Origin of the sequence: Azospirillum sp. A1-3 (assembly GCF_023806445.1) — a bacterium.
Taxonomy (GTDB): Bacteria; Pseudomonadota; Alphaproteobacteria; order Azospirillales; family Azospirillaceae; genus Azospirillum.
In genome coordinates, this window is sequence record NZ_JAMSLU010000007.1 from 20,298 (window position 1) to 44,191 (window position 23,894).

The window sequence follows — 23,894 nt, forward strand, 5'->3', positions numbered from 1 at the left end:
CTGCGACAGAGGGGCGCCCAGTTTGTTATCAACGCGAGATGCTCCATCGCCATAGACAGACATGCCGGGTCTGCGGTTCGCCCAAGCTTACCCCAGTCATCGACCTCGGGCCTCAGCTTCTGCAAGGGGTCTTTGCCAAGGCCGGTCAACCAATGTCCCCGGAACCGGGGCTGCCCATGCGGCTGGTCTTGTGCGAGGGAGGCTGTGGCCTGCTGCAGACCGCCGCCAGCGTGCCGCCCGAGCGGCTGTACCAGGCCTACTGGTACCGCTCGGGCCTGAACGCCACCATGCGCGACCACCTCGCAGGCATCGTTGGCGACGCGATGGCGCTGGTCGCCGCAAAGAGGCCGACCGTCCTTGATGTCGGCTGTAACGACGGCACCTTGCTGTCGCACTATCCGCCGGGCACGGCCAAAGTCGGAATCGATCCATCGGATGTCGCGGCGGCGGCGGCAGCGGGGAACGGGTTTACCCTGCTTCGCTCCTTCTTCCCCTCAAAAACGGCGCTGGGCGCGCTCGCTGGCCTGCGGTTCGACGTCGTGACCTCCATCGCCATGTTCTATGACCTGGAGGATCCGGTCGCGGCGGCACGGGCTGTCGCCGGGCTGCTGGCACCCGACGGGGTCTGGGTTCTGGAGCTGTCCTATCTTCCGCTGATGTTGCTCCAGAACGCCTTCGACACGGTCTGTCACGAGCATCTCGCCTATTACAGCCTTACGGTGCTGGAGCGCATCGCAGCGGCGGCGGGGCTGCGGATCTTCCGGGCCGCGCTCAACGGCATGAACGGCGGCAGCATCCGCTGCTTCGTCTGCCATCGCGCAAACCAACGCCATGGCACGCCGGAGGACCGGGCGGTCCTGGACGCGCTCCGGGAGCGGGAGCGCGTCATGGAGCTGGACACCGCGCGGCCCTACCGCGCCTTCCAGGCGCGGGCCGAAGCGTTGCGGGACGAGCTGACCGGGCGGCTGCGCGCAATCCGGGCAGACGGCGGGCGGATCCACGTCTACGGGGCCTCGACCAAAGGCAACGTCCTGCTGCAGTGGTGCGGCATTGACGGAACGCTGGTGGAGTGCGCCGCCGACCGCAACCCGGCCAAGGTGGGAACCAGCACGCCCGGCACCGGCATCCTGATCCGTTCGGAAGCGGACTCGCGGGCGCTGAGACCCGACTGGTATCTGGTGCTGCCCTGGCATTTCCGGCACGAATTCCTGCACCGTGAACGCGCCACGATCATGGCGGGGACGAAGCTGCTGTTTCCCCTGCCCCGGATCGAGGTGGTCGACGCGCAGACCTATGATGCGGCCCTCGCCGTGCGTCAGGATGTTCCAGCGCTGCTGGGGCTCGCTCCGACCAGCTGAGGTCAGGGCTGCTGGGTCACAGCACCCTCCCCGACCAGCCGTCCGAGCGCGTCGAGGTCGATGTCGACCGGAATGTCCAGCCGCGCCAGCAGGTCGGCGGGACGGCTGTCCGGCTCGTCCGTGAAGCATCCGGCCAGATGGCGGAACCCGCCCAGCATCGGGATTTGGGTTCCCATCTGCGGGTTCCACGGGGAGTGCGGGTGAAAGAAGTCCGGGTTGTGAAGATGGATCCAGGTCCCGCCCGGCGGCAGGAAGACCTGGTTGGCCGTGGCTGCACCGACCGGGGCCACCACAATCTCGGCGTCGGCGATCCGTTCGACGGTTTCGAGGACGCCCAACCGCTCCGGCTGCACCGTTTCGAACCCATGTCCGGCGAGGCGTGCGGCGACCGCCTCATCGTTGGCGATCCGGTGCTTGGGAGCGGAGCCGCGCCGGGACAGATACAGCCGCCCGCCTTGGGAGGGGGGCCGGGGCCGGCGGAGCGGCAGAAACCGGTCGCGCAGCCAGCGATAGGCGGCGGGGTAGCTGACGGCGGACGGCACCGCCGCGCGGGCCAGGCGGTAATGGACCTGGGTGACGCCCGGCCCGACCAGCGCACGCGCATCGAGGATGCGGTCCGGCGCGATCCCGACCAACTCCAGCATCTCGCGCTGGTAGCCACGCAGATCGAACAGCAGCAGCGGCAGGTCGCGGGTTTCCGGCACCCGGTCGCACACCATCAGCCGCGGCAGGACATCGACCAGGAAATGCCAATAGTTCGGCGTGGAGGGCAGGAACAGGACGGGCTGGTCGATCTCCACGGTGCGGTAGAGCGGGCGTGGCAGGCGGAAGACGGCGGCCGTCGCCCCCGGCGTCACCCCGACCAGAGGCACACAGCCGTTCTTCACCACGGTCGCGGTGGTCTCGCACAGCATCGCCCGGCGGCCGGCGAGAACGAAGCTCTCGTAGTTGTCTTTGACGTAGAAGCCTTGCGCCACCTCGACCTCGGCGTCGAGCGCCACCCCGACCGGCTCGTCACCAAGCCGCGCCAGCCCCTCGACATGCCCCCGCAGCCAATCGGGCTGGGCCAGAGACAGGGCAGCCGACAGGGGCTGGACCGGCGGCGTCCACAGCGCGTGGCGGAGGCCGGCGGCGGCGCACCAATCAGCAAAGCCGAGCAGGCGCAGCGGGAAACGGTCGATTGCCGAGGCCGGCAAGGCGGGGAAATCATAACGGTCCTTGATCGCAAGCAGCGCCACGGCGAGGTCCGGCCGTCCGGCCAGCAAGGCGAGGCGGACGAGCCGCTCAAGCCCCTCGTACAGCGCGGCGCTGGGCGGCGCATCGGCAAGTCCCCGGAGGGCTTCCGCGCAAGCCGCCGCCATCCCGTCCGGATCGTCCCGCTCCAGGGCACGGACGGCAGCCCGCTCATGGGTGGCGGCGTGGAGTTCCCGCAACGGAACATGGCCGGGCGCACGGCCGATGCCCTGGCGGAGCAGGGTCAGCGCGGCCTCCTCATTCCCCATCCGCCCCTGCAGCAGGACCAGCGCGTGACAGGCCGCTCCGTCGCTCGGATCGAGAACAAGACTCCGGCGATAAAGCCGCACCGCATGCTCCGGCCGCGTTTCTTCCAGCAGCGCGGCATTGCGGTGGGCATCTTGGAAACCGGGCTTTAGCGCGATGGCGGTCTTGAACAGCCGCACCCCCTCGGCGGTGCGGCCCTGCGCCGCCTCCACCGTGCCCAGCAGGCACGCCGTCTCGGCCTGATCGGGCAGGCTGCGCAGGATGGCCCGGCAGAGTTCCCCGCTCTCGGCAAAGCGGCCGTTCTCATAGAGGCTCAGAGCGCGGCCGAGCGCCTCGGCAAGGCTCAGGCTGGTGGACGATGGGATGGGCGGCATTGGAGGAGGCGAAGGGTGACAGCGGACAAGGACGGGCGGACCGTCCGGTTGACCACCCTTGTCGCCCCAGGCTACACCAACCCACATCGACATCCCACGGGGAAGCGTGCATGGCCGAAGCGGCCTTTCCCGGCATCGAGGACGCTTTTGCCCAATGTTTTGGTCAAGGCCTCCATCACATCGACGCCGAACGGCTGCAAGACGCGGCGTCCAGCCTGCGCCGCGCTGCCGCGCTGCGGCCCGACCACCCCGCCCCTTGGTTTGTCTTGGGACTGACGCTGCGGACGCTCGGCCAGGGCACAGATGCGTTGGCGCCGTTGCGGGCGGCGCTCCGGCTGCGCCCGGACGATCCCGACACGCTCTTCCACCTCGCCGGGCTGCTGATGGAGCAGGCCCGCGCCACGGAGGCCGTGCCGGTGCTGCGCCGGCTGGTGTGGCTGCGGCCTGATCATCCGGAGGCGGCCTTCATGCTGGGCAACGCACTGATGGCCGTGGAGGAACCGGAGCAGGCCGAGGCCACTTATCGCGTGGCGGTCCTGCTGCGGCCGGACTCTGCCGACACCAACAATAACCTGGGCGGCTCGGTGCTCGCCCAGTGCCGACCGGACGATGCGGTGGGGAGCTTCCGCCGCGCCATCCGCATCGCTCCGGCCTGCCCTGAGCACCATAAGAATCTCGGCATCTGCCAATTGACTCTTGGCGACTTCGAGGAGGGCGCACGCGCGTACGAATGGCGGACTGGGCAGGCGGTCTGGCGATGGAGCCGCGACTTCCCCGGAACGCCGGTCTGGGACGGCGGTCCACTCGCCGGCAAGACGATCCTCGTGCATTTCGAACAGGGGCTCGGCGATAGCTTTCAGTTCGTCCGTTACCTGAGCGTGCTGAAGGCGCGGGGTGCGCGGACGGTCTTCGAGTGCCAGCCGGTGCTGAAGCAGGTTCTTGCCAGCGTCCCCGGCATCGACGTGCTGGTCGCGCGGGGCGAGCCGCTGCCGGCGTTCGACTGCTGCGTGTCGCTGATGAGCCTGCCCTTCCGCTGCGGCACGACGCTGCGGACGATTCCGGGCGGCGTGCCCTATCTGCGGCCCGATCCGGAACGGACGCTCTATTGGGAGCAGCAGATCACCGAGCACTGCCGGCCAGGCGAACTCCGGGTCGGCATCCAATGGCGCGCGGATGGCGACAACCGCTCGATCCCGCTGGAGCATTTCGCCCCCCTGGCGCGCGTTCCCGGAGTGCGGCTTTTCAGCCTGCAGCAGGGGATCGGCCTCGACCAGCTCGACCGGCTGGGCGAGGGCATGGGAATCGTCTCGCTTCCGGGGCGACGCGGCGGGGCTGAGGGCTTCGTTGACACCGCCGCCATCGTCACGTCTCTGGACTTGGTGGTCGCCTGCGATTCCGTCGTGGCCAATCTGGCGGGGGCGATGGGCAAGCCGGTGTTCCTGGCCCTGCCCTGGCTGGCCGATTGGCGCTGGATGCGCCTGTCAGACCGCACGCCCTGGTATCCTGCCACCCGGCTGTTCCGGATGGCGCGGCGGAACGACTGGGACGGGACGATGACGAGGATCGCCGAAGCGATGCGCGCGCGGATCGCGGCCGGTGGGCAGGAGGAGGAGCGACGTGGAGCCTAGCATCGAGAGGGCGGCGGAGCATTACCGCGCCGGGCGGTTGGCCGAAGCCATCGCCGAGTGCCGGGCGTCTCTCCGGACCGCCCCCCGGACAGCCGACGCGCTCAACCTGCTGGGCGCCGCGCTGTTCTCGGCCGGAGACGACGGCGCGGCGGTCGAGCCGCTGCGCGAGGCGGTCCGCCTTCAGCCGGGGCATGCCTCGGCGCTGACCAATCTGGCCGTCGTGCTGCAGCACCGCCAAGAGTGGGCGGCGGCGGAACGGTCTTTGCGGACCCTGCTGGTGCTGTCTCCCGAACTGGCGTTCGCCCATAGCCGCCTGGGTTCGATCCTGAAGGAAACGGGCGACCTTGCTCAAGCCGTGCGGCATCTGAGCCGTATGATCCGCCTCGCGCCGCCTTCGGCCCAGGATTGGCTGAACTTGGGCTTGGTCAGGCTGTTGAACGGGGACTTCGCCGAGGCAGAGGACGCCTTCCGCCGCACGATCGCCCACACCCCCGAGGGGGCCTATGCCCACGCCCAGCTCGGCGAGATCTGGTTGCGGCTGGGCCGGCTGAAGCCGGCGGCTGTGGCCTTCGCCCGCGCCTTGTGCCTCGACCCGACGCTGCGCGGAGCCAATGACGGGCTGGCGCGCTGCCGGCACTACGCCACCGCGGCGATGGCGCGCGCGGAACCGACGGAGCCTGCGTCCGCGGCAAGCGGCGGCTTTGTGATGCGCGGCGCCTTCACCAGTCACACCGGCTACGGGCATTTCTGCCGCCGGCTGATCCAGAGGCTGCGGCGGGACGCGGTGCCGCTCCAGGCCATCGGCATCCTCGGTCCGGACTCCTGGCCCGAGGAGAGCCTCGACCGGCCGGTGCCGGCACGCGCCGTGGTGAACTGCCTGATCCCGCTGGCGACCGAACGGGTGCCGGGTCTGGCCACCGTCACCTTCTCCATGTTCGAGGGCACCTGCATTCCGTCGGCGTGGCGACGCCAGAGCGCGTTGAGCGACCTCGTGCTCGTGCCCACCGAATCCTCCCGCCTCGCCTGGGAGGCGGGAGGATTCCCCGCCGAACGCCTGCGGATTTGTCCGCTCGGCGTCGATCCTGAAGACGCGGTGCGAGAAGACGCGCCGGCCCCGACGCTGGTCGATCCCAACGGGCAGCTGGTGTCACGCTACCGGCACCGGTTCCTCAACATCTCCGATTTCATTCCGCGCAAGAACATCCTGGCCCTGCTGCGGGTGTGGCTGCGCGCCACGGCGCCGACCGATGACGCGGTGCTGATCTTGAAACTGGGCAAGGGCGGCGGCGACACGGCGATGCGCGCCGAGCTTGGCGCGCTGCTGCGGCTGGCGGAGGAGGGAGCCGGAAAGCGGCTGGCGCAGGCGGCGCCGATCAATCTGATCGACCGCTCGATGAGCGACATCGCGATGACCGGACTGTACCGCGCCGCGACGCATTACTGGAGCCTGTCGCACGGTGAGGGCTGGGATCTGCCCATGTGCAAGGCAGGGGCGATGGGGCTGACGCTGGTGGCGCCCCGGCACTCCGCCTACGTCGATTACCTGGATGACACGACCGCGCACATGATCCCCGCCACGGTCGGCCCGGCGCTCCTGCCCGGCGGCGGGTACTACCCGCCCTTCCATGGCCTCGACTGGTGGAACCCGGACGAGGATGCCGCCACGGACATCCTAAGAGACATCATCCAGGGCGACAGCGCGCCGAAATCCGCCCGCGCCCGTCTGCTGGAGCGCTTCACCTGGGAGCGCTCGGCCGCCCGGCTGCTCGCCATCCTCGACGAGGCGGGGCTGCGCGGATGACGGCGGACTCCGGGTTTTCCGACGCGCTCGCCCATCACGAGGCCGGGCGGCTCGCCCTGGCAGAGGCCGGTTACCGCGCGCTGCTGGCGGGCCATCCCGACCACCCGCACGCCAACAACAACCTCGCCGTCCTGCTGCGGAGGACGGGGCGGTGGGAAGAGGCCGCCACGCATTACCGCCGGGCGATTGCGGCGCGGCCGGAGGACGCGGCGATGCGCAACAACCTCGCCTGCGCGCTGGAGGAGCGCGGGCGCGGCGCCGAGGCCATTGCGGCGGCGCGCGTGGCGCTGGCCCTGCACCCCGGCCATGCCGACGGCTGGTTCAACGCCGGCAATATGCTGACGGCCGGCGGCGATCTCGGCGCAGCAATGGCGGCCTACCGGCGGGCGATCCGTCTCGATCCGGCAATGGCGGGTGCCCACAGCAACCTCGGCGATGCCCACCGGCGCCGTGGCGAGCTGAGCCTCGCCGTTCTCAGCTACCGGACGGCGATCCGCCTGCAACCGGACCTGCCGCAGCCGGTCGTCAACCTGGGTGAGGCGCTGAAGGACCAGGGCCGTGTGACTGAGGCGATCGCCATCCTCCAGGATGGGCTGGAACGGCACCCCACCCTGCCGCTCCTCCATTCCAATCTGCTGCTCGCCCTCCACTATTCCCCCTTGGTTCCGCCCGAGGTCATCGCCCGCGCCCACGCGCACTGGAACGAGCGGCATGCCCGCGGGCTGGAACGCCGCGCGGCCTTCGCCACCCCGTCCGCCGCCCCATTCGCCGCCCCATTCGCCAATGACCGCGATCCGGCCCGGCGCCTGCGGGTGGGCTACGTCTCCCCGGATTTCTGTGACCACGCCTGCGCCGGCTTCATCGAACCCCTGCTGCGCCACCACGACCGGGAGGCCGTGGAGGTGGTCGGATACCCGACCTCGCCACGCCAGGACGGCACGACCGAGCGGATGCGGCGGCTCGCCGATGCGTGGCAACCGCTGACCGGGCTGGACGAAGATGCGGCGGCCCGGCGGATCGAGCAGGACCGGATCGACATCCTGGTCGATCTGGCCGGTCACACGGCGGGCGGGCGGCCGCTGCTTTTCGCGCGCCGGCCCGCCCCGATCCAGGTGACGTGGCTTGGCTACCCCGACGGCACCGGCATGCCGGCGGTGGACTACCGGCTGACCGACGCCATCGCCGACCCGCCGGGGGAGACCGACGGCTGGCACGCCGAACGGCTGGTCCGCCTGCCGGACGGCTTTCTCGCCTTTGAGGTGGGGGCCGGCATCGCTCCCCCCGCCCCGCCGCCGGTGCATCGGAACGGCTTTGTCACCTTCGGGTCCTTCAACACCGTCGCCAAGGTGACCCCGGCGGTCCTGCGGGTTTGGGCGGAAATCCTGGTCGCCCTGCCCTCCTCCCGCCTGATCCTCAAGAGCGGCGCCTTCGCGGACCCTCCAACGCGCGATGACCATCTGCGCCGCTTCGCCCGGCACGGCGTGATGGCCGACCGCCTTGACCTCCTGGCCCAGGTTGCGTCGTCCGCGGAGCATCTGCGGCTCTACGACCGGATGGACATCGCGCTCGACCCCTTTCCCTACAACGGCACGACCACGACCTGCGAGGCGCTGGCGATGGGGGTGCCAGTCGTCACGCTGGCCGGCCGCCACCATGTGGCGCGGGTCGGCGCCAGTCTGCTCACCCACTGCGGGCTGGCCGAACTGGTCGCCGGCAGTGAGGACGGCTATGTCGGGACAGCACTGGCCCTGGCGCGGGATCCGGCGCGGCTGGCTGCCCTGCGGCTTGGCATGCGGGACCGGCTTGAGCGCTCTTCCCTGGGGAACCCACGCGGCTTCGCACGGTCGGTCGAGGCGGCCTACCGGACAATGTGGCAGCAATGGCTGGAGCGGGGTGGCTGAGCGTTTGGCTGCTGAGCGTTTGGCGCAAGGCGTCGGCTCAGTGCCCGGTCCGCCTCCGCACCTCGGCGCGCAGGGCTCCGGCCGCCGCGTCGAACACGGGCCGCCAGTCCAGATCCATGCCTTGCCGGAACAGGCGCATCGTCGGGTACCAGGGGGTCCACGCCCCCGTGAACCCATAGATCCAGTAAGGAACATATTGGACGAGGTTCCACACCGGCGTGCCGAGCGCACCCGCCAGATGGGCGACGGAACTGTCCGTCATGATGACGAGATCGAGCTGCTCCACCATCGCAGCGGTGTCGGCGAAGTCCTCCAGTTCCGGCCCGAGCGGCACGACCAACTGCCGGGCTGGTCCCAACGCCGCCAGTTCGGCTTCCGGCGGTCCCTTCTGAAGACTGTAAAGTTGGACGCCTGGGATTTCCGCAAAGCGGAGGAAAGGCGCCAGGCCGGTCGCGCGCCGGGCGTTGTCAGCGAAGGTCACCCGCCCCGACCAGACGATGCCAACCCGCAAGATGCCCGGCTCCCTCGGCCCGAGGATGCCCAGCGCCTTGCGCCGGGCCTCCTCCGGCACGGTCAGCCGGACCGGCGGAGGGATGCTGGCCAGCGTGGTGCCGAGCAGGCCCGGCAGATCCATTTGCGAGGCTTCGACATCGCCGTCCACCGGCCCGCCCCAGCCCCGGTACTCGTCGATTGGCAGGCCGGACAGCACGCGTCTGAGATCCGCGTGTCCCTCGTACAGCACGCGCCCGCCGAGCGCCTTTACCAGGGGCAGGTAGCGCGCCATCAGCAGGGCGTCGCCCAGCCCCTGCTCGGAGGTCAGGAACACCGACCGGCCGTCTAGGACCCCGCCGTCCCAGGCGGGCAGCGTGGCGCTGCGTCCGTTGTAGGTGGGCAACGCGCGCCGCGCGCCATAATCGTCGAAGCCATGGACATAGTCTCCGATCTGCAACCGGATGAGCGCGCGCTCCCAACGCAGGGCTGGATCGGCGGTTGCCCCCCCCGCCCGGTCGATCAGCGCCAGCGCCTCAGCAAAACGGCCGGCCTGCCGCAGGCCGACGATGGCATTGAAGGCCACCCTCGGGTTGTCCGGTTCCCGCCGCAGCGCTTCCTCCTGCGCTGCCACAGCGTCCGCCAGACGGCCGGCCTCCGTCAGAGCGTTTCCCAAATTGGTCCAGATGTTGGCATTTTCCGGGGCGCAATTCAATGCACGGTTGTGGCAGGCAATCGCCACGTTCAGCTTGCCGGATCGGCGCAGGAGAACGCCCAGCGTGCTCCAAGCGCCCGCGTCATGTGGGTTGGCGTGCAAAGCCGCTTCCAACATGCCCAGCAATTGAGCATTTTGGGGGTGATTTTCATCCTCATTTCCATGAAAACTTGTTGTTTTCCAATTGGAATATTCCATTTTAATAATTTCTTTCAGAAAAGTATTTTGGAACCACCTTCGCTTCTTTTGTTCTCACAGGGGAGGTCATGAAATTCCCTTTAAACTTGAGCATGATTACTGCGCATAACGGACAATTGCTTCGTTATATTAATATTTTCTTACTGTTAGAAAATCAGGACCGTCACCAAGCGCTACATTTCAGTCTTAGACTTTTTTAAAGTCTCCCTCTTATAACCCCGAAGGTCTTACCGCGTTCGGGTTGGGTCCCGTGCCTTCCCTGCTCTTCCCAACCATAGGGCGCGGGGGTGGGTCGCACAAACACAAAGCTTTCGCTCGAAAGCGCACATGTGGGGTCTGTCGTGGGTGCTGGACAAACGCTGACGCTGCCGGTTGGTGCAACGGACTACATCTTTGCCAAGGGCGAGGCGTGGACCGGCATCGTCGGAACGGGCACCCGCGGCATCACCCTTCAGACGTCTGGCAACACGCTCTACGTCTCGCGGCTCGACCACATCACCGGCGGCGTGAACAGCCCCAGTTCGGCGAACAAGGACGTGGTGACGCTGCTGCCCTACAACGGCGGCAGCACCATCAGCGTCCGCCTGCTGGAAACAATGTACGGCAGCAGTGGCCGCGACGTGGTCCTGGTCGCCTCCACCGGCTCCACCATGGCGGTGGAGAACATCGAGACGATCATTGGCGCCTCCAGCGGCACCAACCTGATCTCCCTGACCAGCACGGCCGGCAACACCATGTCGGTCGGCTATCTCAAGTCGATCATCGGCGGCAGCGGCAACGACATCATCACCTTCGGGGCCGGCGGCGAGAACGGAACCACCGCCGCGGTCACGATGGTGGAAAGGCTGATCGGCACCTCCGGCTTGGATCTCATCGCGACGGTCGGCGGGGGCAGCAACACCGTCACCGTCCAGAACATCGAGGTCTTCCTCGGCAACATCTCTCCCACCGTCCGGGACACCGTCACGCTCGGCGGCAGCGGCACGATTGGCGTGTCGTACATCGAGACGCTGATCGGCGGCAGCGGCCGTGACGTGATGACGTACGGCTATGAGGCCGGCACGGTGAACATGAGGTCCGGCGGTGGCACGGTCGCCGTCTCGTCGATCGAAATGCTCGTCGGCGGCACCGGCGCCAAGAACGCCGCCGTCCTGCTCGACGTCGGCACCACGGTGACGGTCGCCAGCCTGAACACCCTGGTCGGCGGCAGCGGAAACGACGTCGTCACCATGACCTTGATGGACGGAACGCCGATCATCGGCACGGCCCCCATCGCGTGGAACACGATCGGCAACACCATGCAGGTGTCGCTGCTGGAGACCATCATCGGCTCGTCCGGCGCGGACGCGCTGGTGGCGCTGCGGAACGAGGACGCCACCATGCGCGTCTCGGCGATCGAGACGCTGGTGGGCCGTATGGGCGAGGAGACCATCCTTCTCGGCGCCGGCGGCAACACGGTCTCGATCGAGGGGCTGGAAACGCTGGTCGGCAGCAGTGGAAAGGACGTCGTCGGCGTCACCGCCGCCGCCTCCTTGCGTGGCATGACGGTCGCGGTCTCGGCGGTCGAAACGCTGATCGGCGGCGCCGGCACCGACGTGGTGTTCCTCGACCAGCCGTCGGGCACGGTGTACGTGTCGGGCGTGGAGACCGTTTATTTGGGCGCAGGCCAGTCCCTCGACCTCGCGGGCGAGGATCGGGTGCTCGTCTTCCCGGTGGTGGCCACCGCGCCCTCGGCCCCGGTGCTCAGCACCGCCTCGGACACTGGCATCCTTGGCGATTCCAAGACCGGGGCGACGACGCCGGTCCTGAGCGGCACCGCCAGCGCCGGCGCCGTCGTCAACCTGTACGGCAACGGCACCGCGCTGGGCAGCGGCACCGCCAACGGATCTGGCCAGTGGTCGATCACCGCCAACACCGCGCTCGCCGACGGCGTCTGGACGCTGACGGCGAAGACCATCACCTCGGGCATGGAAAGCTCGGCGTCGCCAGCCCTCCTGGTGACCATCGACGCGACGGCCCCATTGGCGCCCTCGCTGGGGCTGACCCCGGCGAGTGACAGCGGCGCCTCCACCACCGACGGTCTCACCAGGATCGTGACACCGGTGGCCAGCGGCACGGCCGAAGCCGGCAGCGTCGTCAGCCTCTACGACGGCGCCTTCCTCCTGGGATCGGCCACCGCCGACAGCGCCGGCGCTTGGCTGCTCACCACCCCGACCTTGGCGGAAGGCACGCACACGCTGAGCGCGCGGGCGACCGACGACGCCGGCAACACCGGCACCGCCTCCTCCCCCCTGATCGTCACGGTGGACACCGCCGTCGCCCCCCCGAGCGGTCTGGCACTGGCATCGGCGAGTGACACCGGCGCCCAGAGCGACCGACTGACCGCGATCAACACCCCGGCGATCTCGGGCACGGCCGAAGCCAACGCGGTCGTCAGCCTCTACGAGGGCACGGCCCTGGTCGGCAGCGCCACCGCAAACCCGAGCGGTGTCTGGCAAGCGACGCTGGGGGCGCTGTCGGAAGGCGCGCACACGCTGACGGCCAAAGCGGTCGATCCGGCCGGCAACACCAGCGGCCTGTCCACCACCCTGACCATCACCATCGACACCACCCCGCCCGTTGCACCGTCGGCGCCGACGCTGACGGCGGGGTCGGACAGCGGCACCTCCAACGCCGACCAGCTCACCAACGTCACCACCCCGATCTTCACCGGCACCGCCGAGGCCGGCAGCGTCATCGACCTGCTGTCCGGCGGCAGCGTCGTCGCCTCGGGCACCGCCGACGTCTCGGGTTTCTGGACCATCACCGCCAGCGCGCAGGGCGAAGGCGGCCACACCTTCACCACCCGCTCGCGCGATGCGGCCGGCAACACGCGCGACGGCTCCGGCAGTCTGCTGGTCACCATCGACACCACGGCACCGGACGCGCCGGGCGGGGTCAAGCTGACGGCGGCGACCGACAGCGGTCGCAGCACGACCGACGCGATCACCAACGTCACCGCCCCCGTCGTAACCGGCACCGCCGGGGTCGGCAGCACCGTCGCGCTCTACGACGGGGCCTCCCTGCTGGGCTCGGCCACCGTCAACGCACAGGGCAGCTGGGAGTTCGCGACCAGCGGCCTGTCGATCGGCGCGCACACGCTGACCGCCCGCGCGGTCGACGCCGCCGGCAACACCGGTGCGGCCTCCTCCGGCCTCGTCGTCACGGTCGACACCGGCGCGACGGCCCCGACCGGGCTGGCGCTGACCGGCGCGTCGGACACCGGCGTCCAGGGCGACCGCATCACCAAGGACACGGCACCGGCCATCGCCGGCACCGCCGAGGGATCGAGCGTGGTCACCCTCTACGAGGGCTCGACCGTGCTGGGGCAGGCAACGGCGGCGGCCGACGGCCAGTGGACCATCACCCCCTCGGGTCTGTCGGGCGGGACCCACAGCCTGGTCGCACGCTCGGTCGATCTGGCCGGCAACAGCTCGACCGACAGCGCGTCGCTGGCGATCTCCGTTGATGTGGTGGCGCCCGACGCCCCGGTCGCGGTCACGCTCGATCCCGCCTCGGACAGCGGCACCCCCGGCGACAACCGCACGCGGATCGAGACGCCGACGATCACCGGCACGGCCGAGGCCGGCAGCATGGTGGCGCTCTATGACGGCACCACGTTGCTGGGCACTGCGCTTGCGGATTCCGGCAGTGGGGCGTGGTCGATCGTCACCTCGTCCCTTGGCGCCGGCGCGCACACGCTGACCGCGAAGGCGACCGACGTGGCGGGCAACACCGGCGCTGCGTCGGTCCCCCTCAGCGTCACCATCGACACCCAGTCCGACCAGCCGACCGGGCTGGCGCTGAGCACGGCGTCGGACAGCGGCAGCTCCAGCACCGACCGCCTGACCAACGTCACCACCCCGACCGTCACCGGCACCGCCGAGGCCGGCGCCACGGTCACGCTTTACAGCGGCGCTTCCGCCGTCGGCACCGCGGTCGCCGGCAACGGCGGCCAATGGTCGATCACCAGCTCGGGCTTGAGCCCCGGCCTCCAGACGCTGAGCGCCCGCGCCGTGGATGTGGCCGGGAACACGAGCATCGCGTCGGCCGGGCTGGCCGTCACCATCGACACCAGCGCGCCGGCGCTCGGCGCGCTGACCGGCAACGGCAACCCCATCGCGCCGACCGTCAGCGGCAGCGCGGAAGCCGGCAGCGTCGTCTCGCTCTACGACAGCCCCGCCGCGACCAACCTGCTCGGCACCGCCACGGCGGACGGCGACGGCGCGTGGTCGATCACGACGCCGGAATTTGCCGGCGGAACCTACACGCTGAGCGCACGCGCGGTGGACGCCGCCGGCAACACCAGCCCGGACTCCCAGCTTGCGGTCACGCTGACCGGCCGGGTCGGCATTCCTGGCGGGCTGGTGCTCGCCTCTGACTCGAACATCACCACCGACCGCATCACCAACGTCGCCGCACCGATCATCACCGGCACCGCCGAAGCCGGCGGCACGATCACCCTGTCCACCGAGTTGAGCGTCGTCATCGGCACGGCGGTCGCCGATGACAGCGGTCTGTGGACCATCGCCTCGGGCTCTACGCTGTCGGAGGGCACCCACACCCTCAAGGCGACCGGCCAGCACAACGGCACCGCGCTCGGCATCTCGTCGGGCCTGACAATCACCATCGACGTCACCGCCCCCGACACCCCCGGCACACTGGGGGTGCAGGCAGGGTCCGACAGCGGCCTGTCCGACACCGACCGCATCACCAACGCCTTGACGCCCATTGTGACCGGCAGCGCCGAGGCCGGCAGCGTCGTCACGCTGTACGACACCGACGGCTCGACCGTCATCGGGCTGGCGACCAGCAACGCCGATGGCCAATGGGCGGCCACCAGCACGCTGACCGCCGGCACGCATGGCCTCACCGCCAAGCTGGTCGACGTGGCGGGCAACACCAGCCTGGCCTCGGCCGCGCTGACGGTGACCATCGACCGCAGCGGCGACACCCCGGCCATCCTGACGCTGCTGTCCGACAGCGGCACGACGGGCGACGGGATCACCAACGTGCTGGCCCCGACGCTCGCCGGCACGGCGGAAGCCGGCGGCACGGTGTCGCTCTACAAGGGCGGCAGTCTGCTCGGCACCGGCACCGCCGACACCGCCGGCGCCTGGACGATCACGACCTCGGCGCTTGGCAATGGCTCGCACGACCTGACGGCGCGGCTGGTGGACATCGCCGGCAACACCAGCGTCCTGTCGGCCGGCTTCGCCGTCACCATCGACGCGGCCGCCCCCGACGCCCCTGGCGCTCTTGCCCTGTCCACCGACAGCGGCACCCCCGGCGACGGGATCACCAACGTCGCGGCCCAGACGATCAGCGGCACCGCCGAGACGGACAGCCGCGTCGTCCTTTATGACGGCGCGACGGCGCTCGGCACCGCGACCGCGACCGGCGGCATCTGGTCCATCGCGGCCGGCACGCTGGGCGCGGGGGCTCACACCTTGAGCGCGCAGGCCATTGATGCGGCCGGCAACACCGGCGCGGCCTCAGCCGGGCTGGTCGTCACCATCGACACCAGCACCCCCGACCCGAGCGGCCTTGCGCTGACCACGGCGTCCGACACCGGCCTGTCATCCAGCGACCGCCGAACCAACGCCACCACCCTGTCGCTCACCGGCTCGGCCGAAGCGAACAGCACGGTCACCCTCTACGACAACGGATCGGTGACGCCGCTCGGCACCGCCGTGGCCGACGGCACCGGCGCGTGGTCCTTCACCGCGTCCGGCCTCACCGAGGGCGCGTACAGCCTGACCGCCACGGCGGTGGACGTCGCCGGCAACAGCTCGTCGGGCAGCGGATCGCTGACGGTGACGGTCGACCTGACCGTCGTCGATCCGGCAGCCCCGGCGCTGGCACCCGCGTCGGACACCGGCACGACCGGCGACAACAACACGCGGCTGCTGTCGCCCGCCATCACCGGCACGGTCGAGGCCGGCGCGCAGGTGTCGCTCTATGACGGCGGCAGCTTCGTCGGCATGACCACGGCGGACGGCGCCGGCCTTTGGGAGATTGCAGCGCCGCTCGCCGCCGGCGAGCACACGCTGACCACACGGCTGGTCGATCTGGCCGGCAACAGCTCGAACGCGTCGGCCGACCTCGTCATCACCATCGACGCCTCGGCCCCCGACGCGCCGACCGGGCTCGCCCTCGACCCGGCCTCCGACAGTGCCATGTTGGGCGACCGCTTGACCAAAATGGTCACGCCGACCCTGACCGGAACGGCGGAGGCCGCCAGCACCGTCCTGCTCTACGCCGGCTCGACCAGCGTGGGCACCGCCACGGCCGACGGGGTCACCGGCGCCTGGACGGTCACCACCGGCAGCCTCGCCGATGGTGTCCACACCCTGACCGCGCGGTCGGTCGACGCTGCCGGCAACACCAGCGTCGCCTCGGGCACGCTGCTGGTGACCGTCGACACCACCACACCGGCGCCAACCGGCGTGGGGCTGACGGCGGCGACGGACAGCGGGCGCCTGTCCACCGACGCGATCACGCAGGTCCAGGCGCCGACCGTCGCCGGCAGCGCCGAGGCTGGTGCGGTTGTAACGCTGTATGAGGGCGCAACGCTGCTCGGCTCGGGCACGGCTGGCAACGCCGGCCTGTGGTTCGTCGCGACGCCGACGCTTGCCGCCGGTGCGCACACGCTGGACGCCGTCGTGGTGGACGCCGCCGGCAACACCACCACCGCCTCCACCCTCCTCACCGTCACCATCGATCTGTCGGCCTCGGCCCCGACCGGCCTCACGCTTGCCTCGGACAGCGGTGTGGACGGCACGGACCGGCTGACCAACATCGTCACCCCCCTCGTCACCGGCACAGCAGAGGCCAATGCCGCCGTCCAGCTCTATGAGGGCGCGCGGCTGCTCGGGTCCACCACCGCCGACGGCAGCGGACACTGGACGCTGACCAGCAACACCCTGATCAATGGCCAGCACACGCTGAGTGCGGTCGCCATCGACCTGGCGGGCAACAGCTCGGTGGCCTCGGCCGGGCTGGTCGTCACCATCGACACCGTGAGTGACGCGCCGACCGGCCTCGCCCTCTCGACCGCGACCGACACCGGCATCTCCCAGTCCGACGGGTTGACCCGCCTTGCCACGCCCGACCTGGTCGGCACCAGCGAGTCCTTCGCCGTCGTCACCCTCTACGAGGGCGCGACCGCAAGGGGTGCGGCGACCGCCAACGGGCAGGGCGTCTTCACCATCACCAGCAGCGCGCTGTCGGCGGGTGATCACACGCTGACGATGCGCAGCGTCGACCGCGCCGGCAACACCTCAGCCGCCTCGAACGGCCTCGTGGTGTCTGTCGATCTCTCCACGATCCAGCCAAGCCTGGCGCTGGTGCAAGCCTCGGACACCGGCGCCTCGAGCAGCGATCGCATCACCGCCACGACCCAGCCGTTCATGAGCGGCACGGCCGAGGTCGGAAGCACCGTCACCCTCTATGCCGGCACCCTCGCGGTGGGCACGGCCGAGGCCTCCACCCTGGGCGCCTGGTTGATCCAGACGAACACGCTGACGGCCGGCACCCACAGCATGACCGCGGTCGCGGTCGACGCGGCGGGCAACAGCTCGGCGGCGTCGGCGACCCTGATGGTGACGATCGACACCTCGGCCGTCACCCCCTCGCTGACCCTGTCGGCTGCCACGAACAGCGGCCTGACCAACGACACCGCCACCAACGATTCGACGCCCGACCTCACCGGCACGATGGAGCCGGGCGGCGTGGTCAGCCTGTATGAGGGAGCGACGCTGCTCGGTTCCACCACCGCCGACCCGTCAGGCGTGTGGACCGTCACCAGCTCCCAGCTTTCCAACGGCACCCACACGCTGAGCGCGCGCGGGGTCGATCTCGCCGGCAACACCAGCGCGGCGTCGGCCGCGCTGGTCGTCACCATCGACACCATCGCGCCAAACGCGGCGACGGGGGTGGCGCTGGCGGCGGGCTCGGACACCGGGTCCAGCGCAACCGACCGCATCACCCGCCTCGCCACACCTGGCCTGACCGGAACGGCCGAGGCCAACAGCACGGTTACCCTCTACGACGGCAGCACGGCGGTCGGAACGGCGCTGGCGAACGGAAGCGGCGTCTGGACGGTCGCCCCCGGCAGCGCCCTGACCAGCGGGCAGCACAGTTTCCGCGTCACCGTCTCCGACCTCGCCGGCAACACCAGCGCCGCGACCTCGCCACTCTCCGTCACCATCGACACGGTGTCGCCGACCCTCTCGGCGCTCTCGCTCACCGCCGCGACGGACACCGGATCGTCCAGCACCGACGCCATCACCCGCAACGCCGCCCCGACCGTCACCGGCACGGTCGAGGCCAACAGCGCCGTGACCGTCTATGACGGCGCCACGGCACTCGCAACCGTGACGGCGAACGGGTTGGGACTCTGGTCGCTCGGCCTGCCGACGCTGAGCGCCGCCACCCACACCCTGTCCGCCATCGCGGTGGACCAGGCAGGCAACACGTCGGCCGCCTCGGCGACCCTCCTCATCACCATCGACACCTCGGCGGCCACCCCGACCGGCCTCGCCCTGGCGGTGGACAGCGGCGTCTCCACCACCGACCGCCTGATCAACACCGGCACGCCCACCCTGGTGGGCAGCGTCGGCACGGCGGAGGCCAACGGCCTCGTCCAGCTCTATGACGGCGCCACCCTCGTCGGCACCGGCACCGCCGGCAGCGACGGCCTGTTCACGCTCACCAGCAGCGGTCTCGGCGCCGGCACCCACAGCCTGACGGCCAAGCTCGTCGATCTCGCCGGCAACACCAGCACCGCCTCGACCGCACTCGCCGTTACGATCGACCTCACCGCGCCGGACGCGCCGGGCACACTGGCCCTGGCCGGAGCGTCCGACAACGGCGCGCTGCCGACCGACCGCATCACCTCGGTGACCACCCCGACCGTCACCGGCACGGCGGAGGCCGGCAGCACGGTCGTGCTCTACGACGGCGCCACCGCGCTCGGCACCGCCACAAGCGGGGCCTGGACGATCACCGCCGGCTCTGCGCTCGCCGGCTCCGACGCCGGGACGGCGCATTCGCTCGTTGCCGTCGCCATCGACGCGGCCGGCAACACCGGTGCCGCGTCTTCCAGCTTGACGGTGACGATCGACACCGGCGCCGTGGCGCCGAGCGGGCTGGTGCTGGCGGCGGCGTCTGACAGCGGCATCCTGGGCGATCTGCGGACCTCCAGCGAGACCCCGACCATCAATGGCTTGGCGGAAGCCGGCAGCACCGTCACCCTGATCGAGGGATCGACCACCCTCGGCAGCGCCACGGCAGACGGCGCCGGCTTCTGGGCCATCACCAGCACCCAGACCCTGACCGGCGAAACCGGCACGCCGCACGCGCTGTTCGCGACCATCGTGGATCTGGCCGGCAACACCAGCACCGCCTCCACGACACTCACCATCGTCGTCGACACCGTTCCCGACCGCGTCACCGTCGCGCTCGACAGCGCCTCGGACACTGGCGTCCAGGGCGACCGCATCACCGGCAACACCGCGCCGGTCCTGACCGGCACCGCAGGCGCCGACCGTCCGGTCATCGTCTCGCTGGACAACACCGCGCAAGCGACGGTGACGGCCGACGGGGCGGGCATCTGGCTCTACACCGCCGGACCGCTCAGCGGGGGAGCGCATGATTTCGGCGTCTCCTCCGATGACGGCAGCGGCAACATCGGCACCGACGGTCTGACGATCACCATCGACGTCACCGGCGACACGCCTGGCACGCCGACGCTTGCCGCCGGGTCCGACAGCGGCCGCAACACCACCGACAAGCGCACCAACATCGTCACCCCGACGATCCTGGGATCGGCGGAGGCGGGCGGCACCGTCACCCTCTACGACAATGGCGGCGCGATCGACACCGTCACCGCCAGCGGGCTGGGCACTTGGGTCTTCACCACCCCAAGCCTGGGATCGGGGGACCACACCCTGACCGCCCGCGTGGTCGACGTCACCGGCAACACCAGCAGCCAATCGACCGGGCTCGTCGTCACCATCGACACCGTCGCGGCAGCGCCGACCGGGCTGGATTTGGCGGTGTCGAACAGCGGCAGCCTGCTCGACCGCATCACCCGCTTCACCGCGCCGGTCGTCACCGGCACGGCCGAGGCCAACAACGCCGTCATGCTGTATGACGGCGCGACGCTGGTCGGCAGCTCGACCGCCGATGGCGCCGGGAGCTGGTCGATCCAGTCGGGTGGCCTTGCCGAGGACCGCCACACCCTGACAGCGCGAACGATCGACGTGGCGGGGAACACCAGCACCGCCTCGGCGGCGCTGGTCTTCACCATCGACAGCACGGCACCGGGCGCGCCGACCTTCGCCTTGTCGGCGGCCTCGGACAGCGGCACCGTCTCCAACGACCGGCTGACCAACGTCGCCGCGCCGACCGTCATCGGGTCAGCCGACGCCGGCAGCACCGTAACCCTTTATGACGGCGCCACCAGCCTCGGCACGGTGACCGCCGATGGGGGCGGGCTGTGGACGATCGCCGCGTCGGCCTCGCTGTCGGCGGGCCTGCACAGCCTGACGGCGCTCGCCGTCGATGTGGCCGGCAACACCGGTGCGGCGTCGGCCGCCCTGACCATCACCATCGACACGACGGCGACCACCCCGTCCGCCCTCGATCTGGTGACCGCGTCCGACAGTGGTGTCTCCAGCACCGACGGGATCAGCAACGTCACCGCGCCGACCATCCAGGGGCTGGCTGAGGCGAACAGCGTGGTGACGCTGCGCAACGGCGCGCCCCAACTCGGCACCGTCGTCGCCGACGATTCGGGCTCCTGGTCTTTCACCGCGTCGGGCTGGACCGATGGCACCTACACCCTCACCGCAACCGGGGTGGACCTCGCCGGCAACACCAGTCTTGCCTCCTCCGCGCTGATCGTCACCATCGACACCGCCATCACGGCGCCGAGCGCCCTGGCCTTCGCCCCCGGCTCTGACATCGGGCGCTCGACCAGCGACGGGATCACCGGGGTCACCACCCCGACAGTGACCGGCAACGCCGAGGCCAACAGCGTCGTCTCCTTGTACGATGGCGCCAACCTCGTTGGCCAGGCGACGGCGGGCGGTCTCGGGGCCTGGACCATCACCACAAGCGTGCTCAGCGAGGCCACCCACACGCTGACCGCCCGCGCAACGGACACGGCCGGCAACACCAGCGCCGCGTCCACAGCCCGGACGCTGACCATCGACACCACCATGGCGACGCCCTCGCTGTTCATGGCGGTGGCCTCCGACACCGGGTTCGACACCAGCGACCTCGTGACCAACACCGCCACCCCGACCTTCCATGGCACGGTGGAGGCGCTGAGCAGCGTCACCCTCTACGACGGCGCCACCCTCAAGGGCACCACGGCGGCGGACGCACAGGGCAACTGGACGATCACCGCCACCGCGTTGAGCCAGGGGGAGCGGCAGATCTCGGTCCAGGCAGTGGACGTCGCCGGCAACACCGCGAGCACCAGCCAAATCTCGATGGTGACGGTCGATGGCGGCGGCAACACGACGGTTGCCGCCTCCGGCCTGGCCGTGACCATCGACACCACCGCCCCCGTCCAGCCGGGCAGCTTGACGCTCGATCCCGGCAGCGACAGCGGCATCACCGGCAACGGGATGACCAACCTGTCCTCGCCATCCGTCGGCGGCACGGCGGAGGCGAACGCCCGCGTTCGCCTCTACGACGGGGCGACGCTGGTTGGCGAAACCGACGCCGACGAGAATGGGGTGTGGTCGGGCGTGGCCGCCGGCCTCGCTGTCGGCCTGCACACCCTCACCGCCGTGGCGGTCGACCGGGCAGGCAACAGCTCCACCGCGAGCGGAGGCCTGCCCCTGACCATCATGGCGGCGCCCACGGCGCCGACGGTGGCGTTGGCTTCGCTGTCGGACAGCGGCGCCCAGGGGGACAACCGGACCAATGTCCGCACGCCGACCCTGACCGGAACCACGCTGGCCTCCGGGCTGGTGACCTTGTACGCCGGGGCCATCCAGCTTGGAACGACGACGGCAAACGGCAGCGGCGCCTGGTCCTTCACCACAGGCACCCTGTCGGGGACGAGCCAGACGCTGACAGCGGTGGTGCGCGATGCGGACGGGGTGGATTCGCCCGCCTCGACGCCGTTCATCCTGACACTCGACACGGTGGCGCCCACGCTGGTCGGCCAGAGCCCGTCGCAAAATGCGGTGGGCGTGGCACTCGCCTCCAGCCTGACCCTGACCTTCAGCGAAGCGGTCGCGCGCGGAACCGGCACGATTCTCGTCAAACAGGCGGGCACCGGCACGACGGTCGCTTCGGTCGCAGCAACCGACGCCACCCAGGTTCAGATCAGCGGCGGCACCGTCACGATCAATCCCGGGCTGTCGCTGGGCTACAGCACCGGCTATTACCTGGAGGTTCCCGCGGGCGCCTTCACCGACCTCGCGGGCAATGCCCATGCCGGCATCGGCCTGGTCGGCGGGGTGCCCGCCTTCGCCTTCACAACGATGGCGGAGCCCGTCAGCCCGCCTTCGTCGGAGCCTGTGGTGTCGACGACGGTCGATGGCGTGGCTGTCCAGCAGCAGCAGACGGTCAACACCGATGGCACGGTCTCGCGCACCATCACCATCCCGGTGGTCACGGCGTCGCGCGTCGAGACTGTCGGCAACAACAGCGTGGCGGACATCCCATTGGTCACCGCCACAACCGGTCAAGCCCTGCTGACCGCACAGGTTCCAGTCGGGGTCGGCCTTCAGGTGTCCGGCCAGACCGCACCGAAGGCGGCCGGAAACTCGCTCAGCGACCTGATCACCGAAATCCAGACCCGGACCACGGCGGGCTCGACCGATCAGACCAACCTGACCGGGGGCGGCTCCAGCTTCCTCTCGGCCTTGCCGACCACAACGCCGCTGCTCGTCCAGACCGTCGTGCCGACGGTGGCTTCGGGAAGCACGGCTTCGAACCAGCGGCTGGTGATCAGCGCCACCCCGACGACAGCGGCCAATCCGACCATGACGGCGCTGGTCATCGACACGCGCAACCTCCCCGCCGGTTCGGAAATCGAATTGGAGGACGTCGATTTTGCCGCGGTCATCGGTGCGGCCCACATCACCGGCGGCAACGGGTCGCAGCATGTCTTCGGCGACAGCGCCAACCAGACCATCGTGCTGGGGGCGGATGACGACACACTGCACGGCGGTGGCGGTGACGATTTCATTGGGTCCAAGACCGGCAACGACGTGCTGTACGGCGACGATGGCAACGACACGGTCAAGGGCGGCGAAGACAACGACATGCTGTACGGCGGCGGGGACAACGATCTTGTCGTCGGCAACACAGGCCAGGATGTCCTGTTCGGCAACATGGGACAGGACACGCTGTATGGTGGTCGCGACAATGACGAACTCCATGGCGGTCGCGACAGTGACCAGCTGTTCGGTGACAATGAATCGGACCAGCTGTTTGGTGAACAGGGCGACGATGCGCTGTTCGGCAACACAGGCCAGGATGTCCTGTTCGGCAACATGGGCCAGGACACGCTGTATGGTGGTCGCGACAGTGACGAACTCCATGGCGGTCGCGACGACGATTGGCTGTTCGGTGACAACGGCAACGACACGCTGTGGGGAGATCTCGGCGCCGATACCCTGAGTGGCGGCGCAGGCACGGATTTGTTCGCATTCGCCGCCGGTTCCGGCCGTGACGTGATCACGGACTTCAACGCGTCCGAGGGCGACCGGATCGGCTTGACGGCCGGACGGACCTACAGCATCCGCGCGGATACGGCAGGGAACGCGGTCATCGTGTTCACCCAGGATGACGAAGTGACGTTGAAAGGGATTGCAACCTCGCAAGTCAGCGCTGCTTGGTTCATCACCATCTAATATCT

The 23,894-nt window shown here is 69.8% G+C and carries 7 protein-coding genes; 5 read left to right on the forward strand and 2 right to left on the reverse strand.

Features of this window, described 5'->3' with window-relative positions:
• Positions 1 to 38: 38 nt before the first annotated feature.
• A complete protein-coding gene (locus tag M5E06_RS30755) occupies positions 39 to 1,358 on the forward strand; it encodes a class I SAM-dependent methyltransferase (protein WP_252141499.1) in 1,320 nt (439 codons plus the stop codon).
• Between the two features lie 2 nt (positions 1,359 to 1,360).
• Here M5E06_RS30755 and M5E06_RS30760 read toward each other — a convergent pair whose 3' ends face one another.
• A complete protein-coding gene (locus M5E06_RS30760; RefSeq protein ID WP_252141500.1) occupies positions 1,361 to 3,232 on the reverse strand; it encodes a glycosyltransferase 61 family protein in 1,872 nt (623 codons plus the stop codon).
• A 110-nt stretch (positions 3,233 to 3,342) separates the two neighbouring features.
• Between M5E06_RS30760 and M5E06_RS30765 the strand changes: the two genes are divergently transcribed.
• The 3 genes from M5E06_RS30765 to M5E06_RS30775 are packed head-to-tail and all read left to right on the forward strand — an operon-like array spanning position 3,343 to position 8,562.
• Positions 3,343 to 4,860 (forward strand): tetratricopeptide repeat-containing glycosyltransferase family protein, encoded by a 1,518-nt coding sequence (locus M5E06_RS30765; RefSeq protein ID WP_252141501.1) that lies wholly within the window; start codon positions 3,343 to 3,345, stop codon positions 4,858 to 4,860.
• Positions 4,850 to 6,661 (forward strand): tetratricopeptide repeat protein, encoded by a 1,812-nt coding sequence (locus M5E06_RS30770; RefSeq protein WP_252141502.1) that lies wholly within the window; start codon positions 4,850 to 4,852, stop codon positions 6,659 to 6,661. Before M5E06_RS30765 ends, M5E06_RS30770 begins: the two co-directional genes overlap by 11 nt.
• Positions 6,658 to 8,562 carry an O-linked N-acetylglucosamine transferase, SPINDLY family protein gene (locus M5E06_RS30775; protein ID WP_252141503.1) on the forward strand — a complete coding sequence of 635 codons (1,905 nt, stop codon included), beginning with the start codon at positions 6,658 to 6,660 and terminating at the stop codon, positions 8,560 to 8,562. Before M5E06_RS30770 ends, M5E06_RS30775 begins: the two co-directional genes overlap by 4 nt.
• Before the next feature lie 37 nt (positions 8,563 to 8,599).
• Here the strand turns inward: M5E06_RS30775 and M5E06_RS30780 are convergent, their stop codons facing one another.
• A complete protein-coding gene (locus tag M5E06_RS30780; RefSeq protein WP_252141504.1) occupies positions 8,600 to 9,868 on the reverse strand; it encodes a glycosyltransferase family 9 protein in 1,269 nt (422 codons plus the stop codon).
• A 437-nt stretch (positions 9,869 to 10,305) separates the two neighbouring features.
• On the opposite strand from M5E06_RS30780, the gene M5E06_RS30785 reads away from it, so the two are divergent.
• Complete coding sequence (locus M5E06_RS30785; RefSeq protein WP_252141505.1) at positions 10,306 to 23,889, forward strand: Ig-like domain-containing protein; 13,584 nt, start codon at positions 10,306 to 10,308, stop codon at positions 23,887 to 23,889.
• The last annotated feature ends 5 nt before the right edge of the window (positions 23,890 to 23,894 follow it).

Coding starts and splice junctions, on each gene's coding strand:
- M5E06_RS30755 (WP_252141499.1), top strand. CDS start 39: ATGCTCCATCGCCATAGACAGACATGCCGGGTCTGCGGTTCGCCCAAG.
- M5E06_RS30760 (WP_252141500.1), bottom strand. CDS start 3,232: ATGCCGCCCATCCCATCGTCCACCAGCCTGAGCCTTGCCGAGGCGCTC.
- M5E06_RS30775 (WP_252141503.1), top strand. CDS start 6,658: ATGACGGCGGACTCCGGGTTTTCCGACGCGCTCGCCCATCACGAGGCC.
- M5E06_RS30765 (WP_252141501.1), top strand. CDS start 3,343: ATGGCCGAAGCGGCCTTTCCCGGCATCGAGGACGCTTTTGCCCAATGT.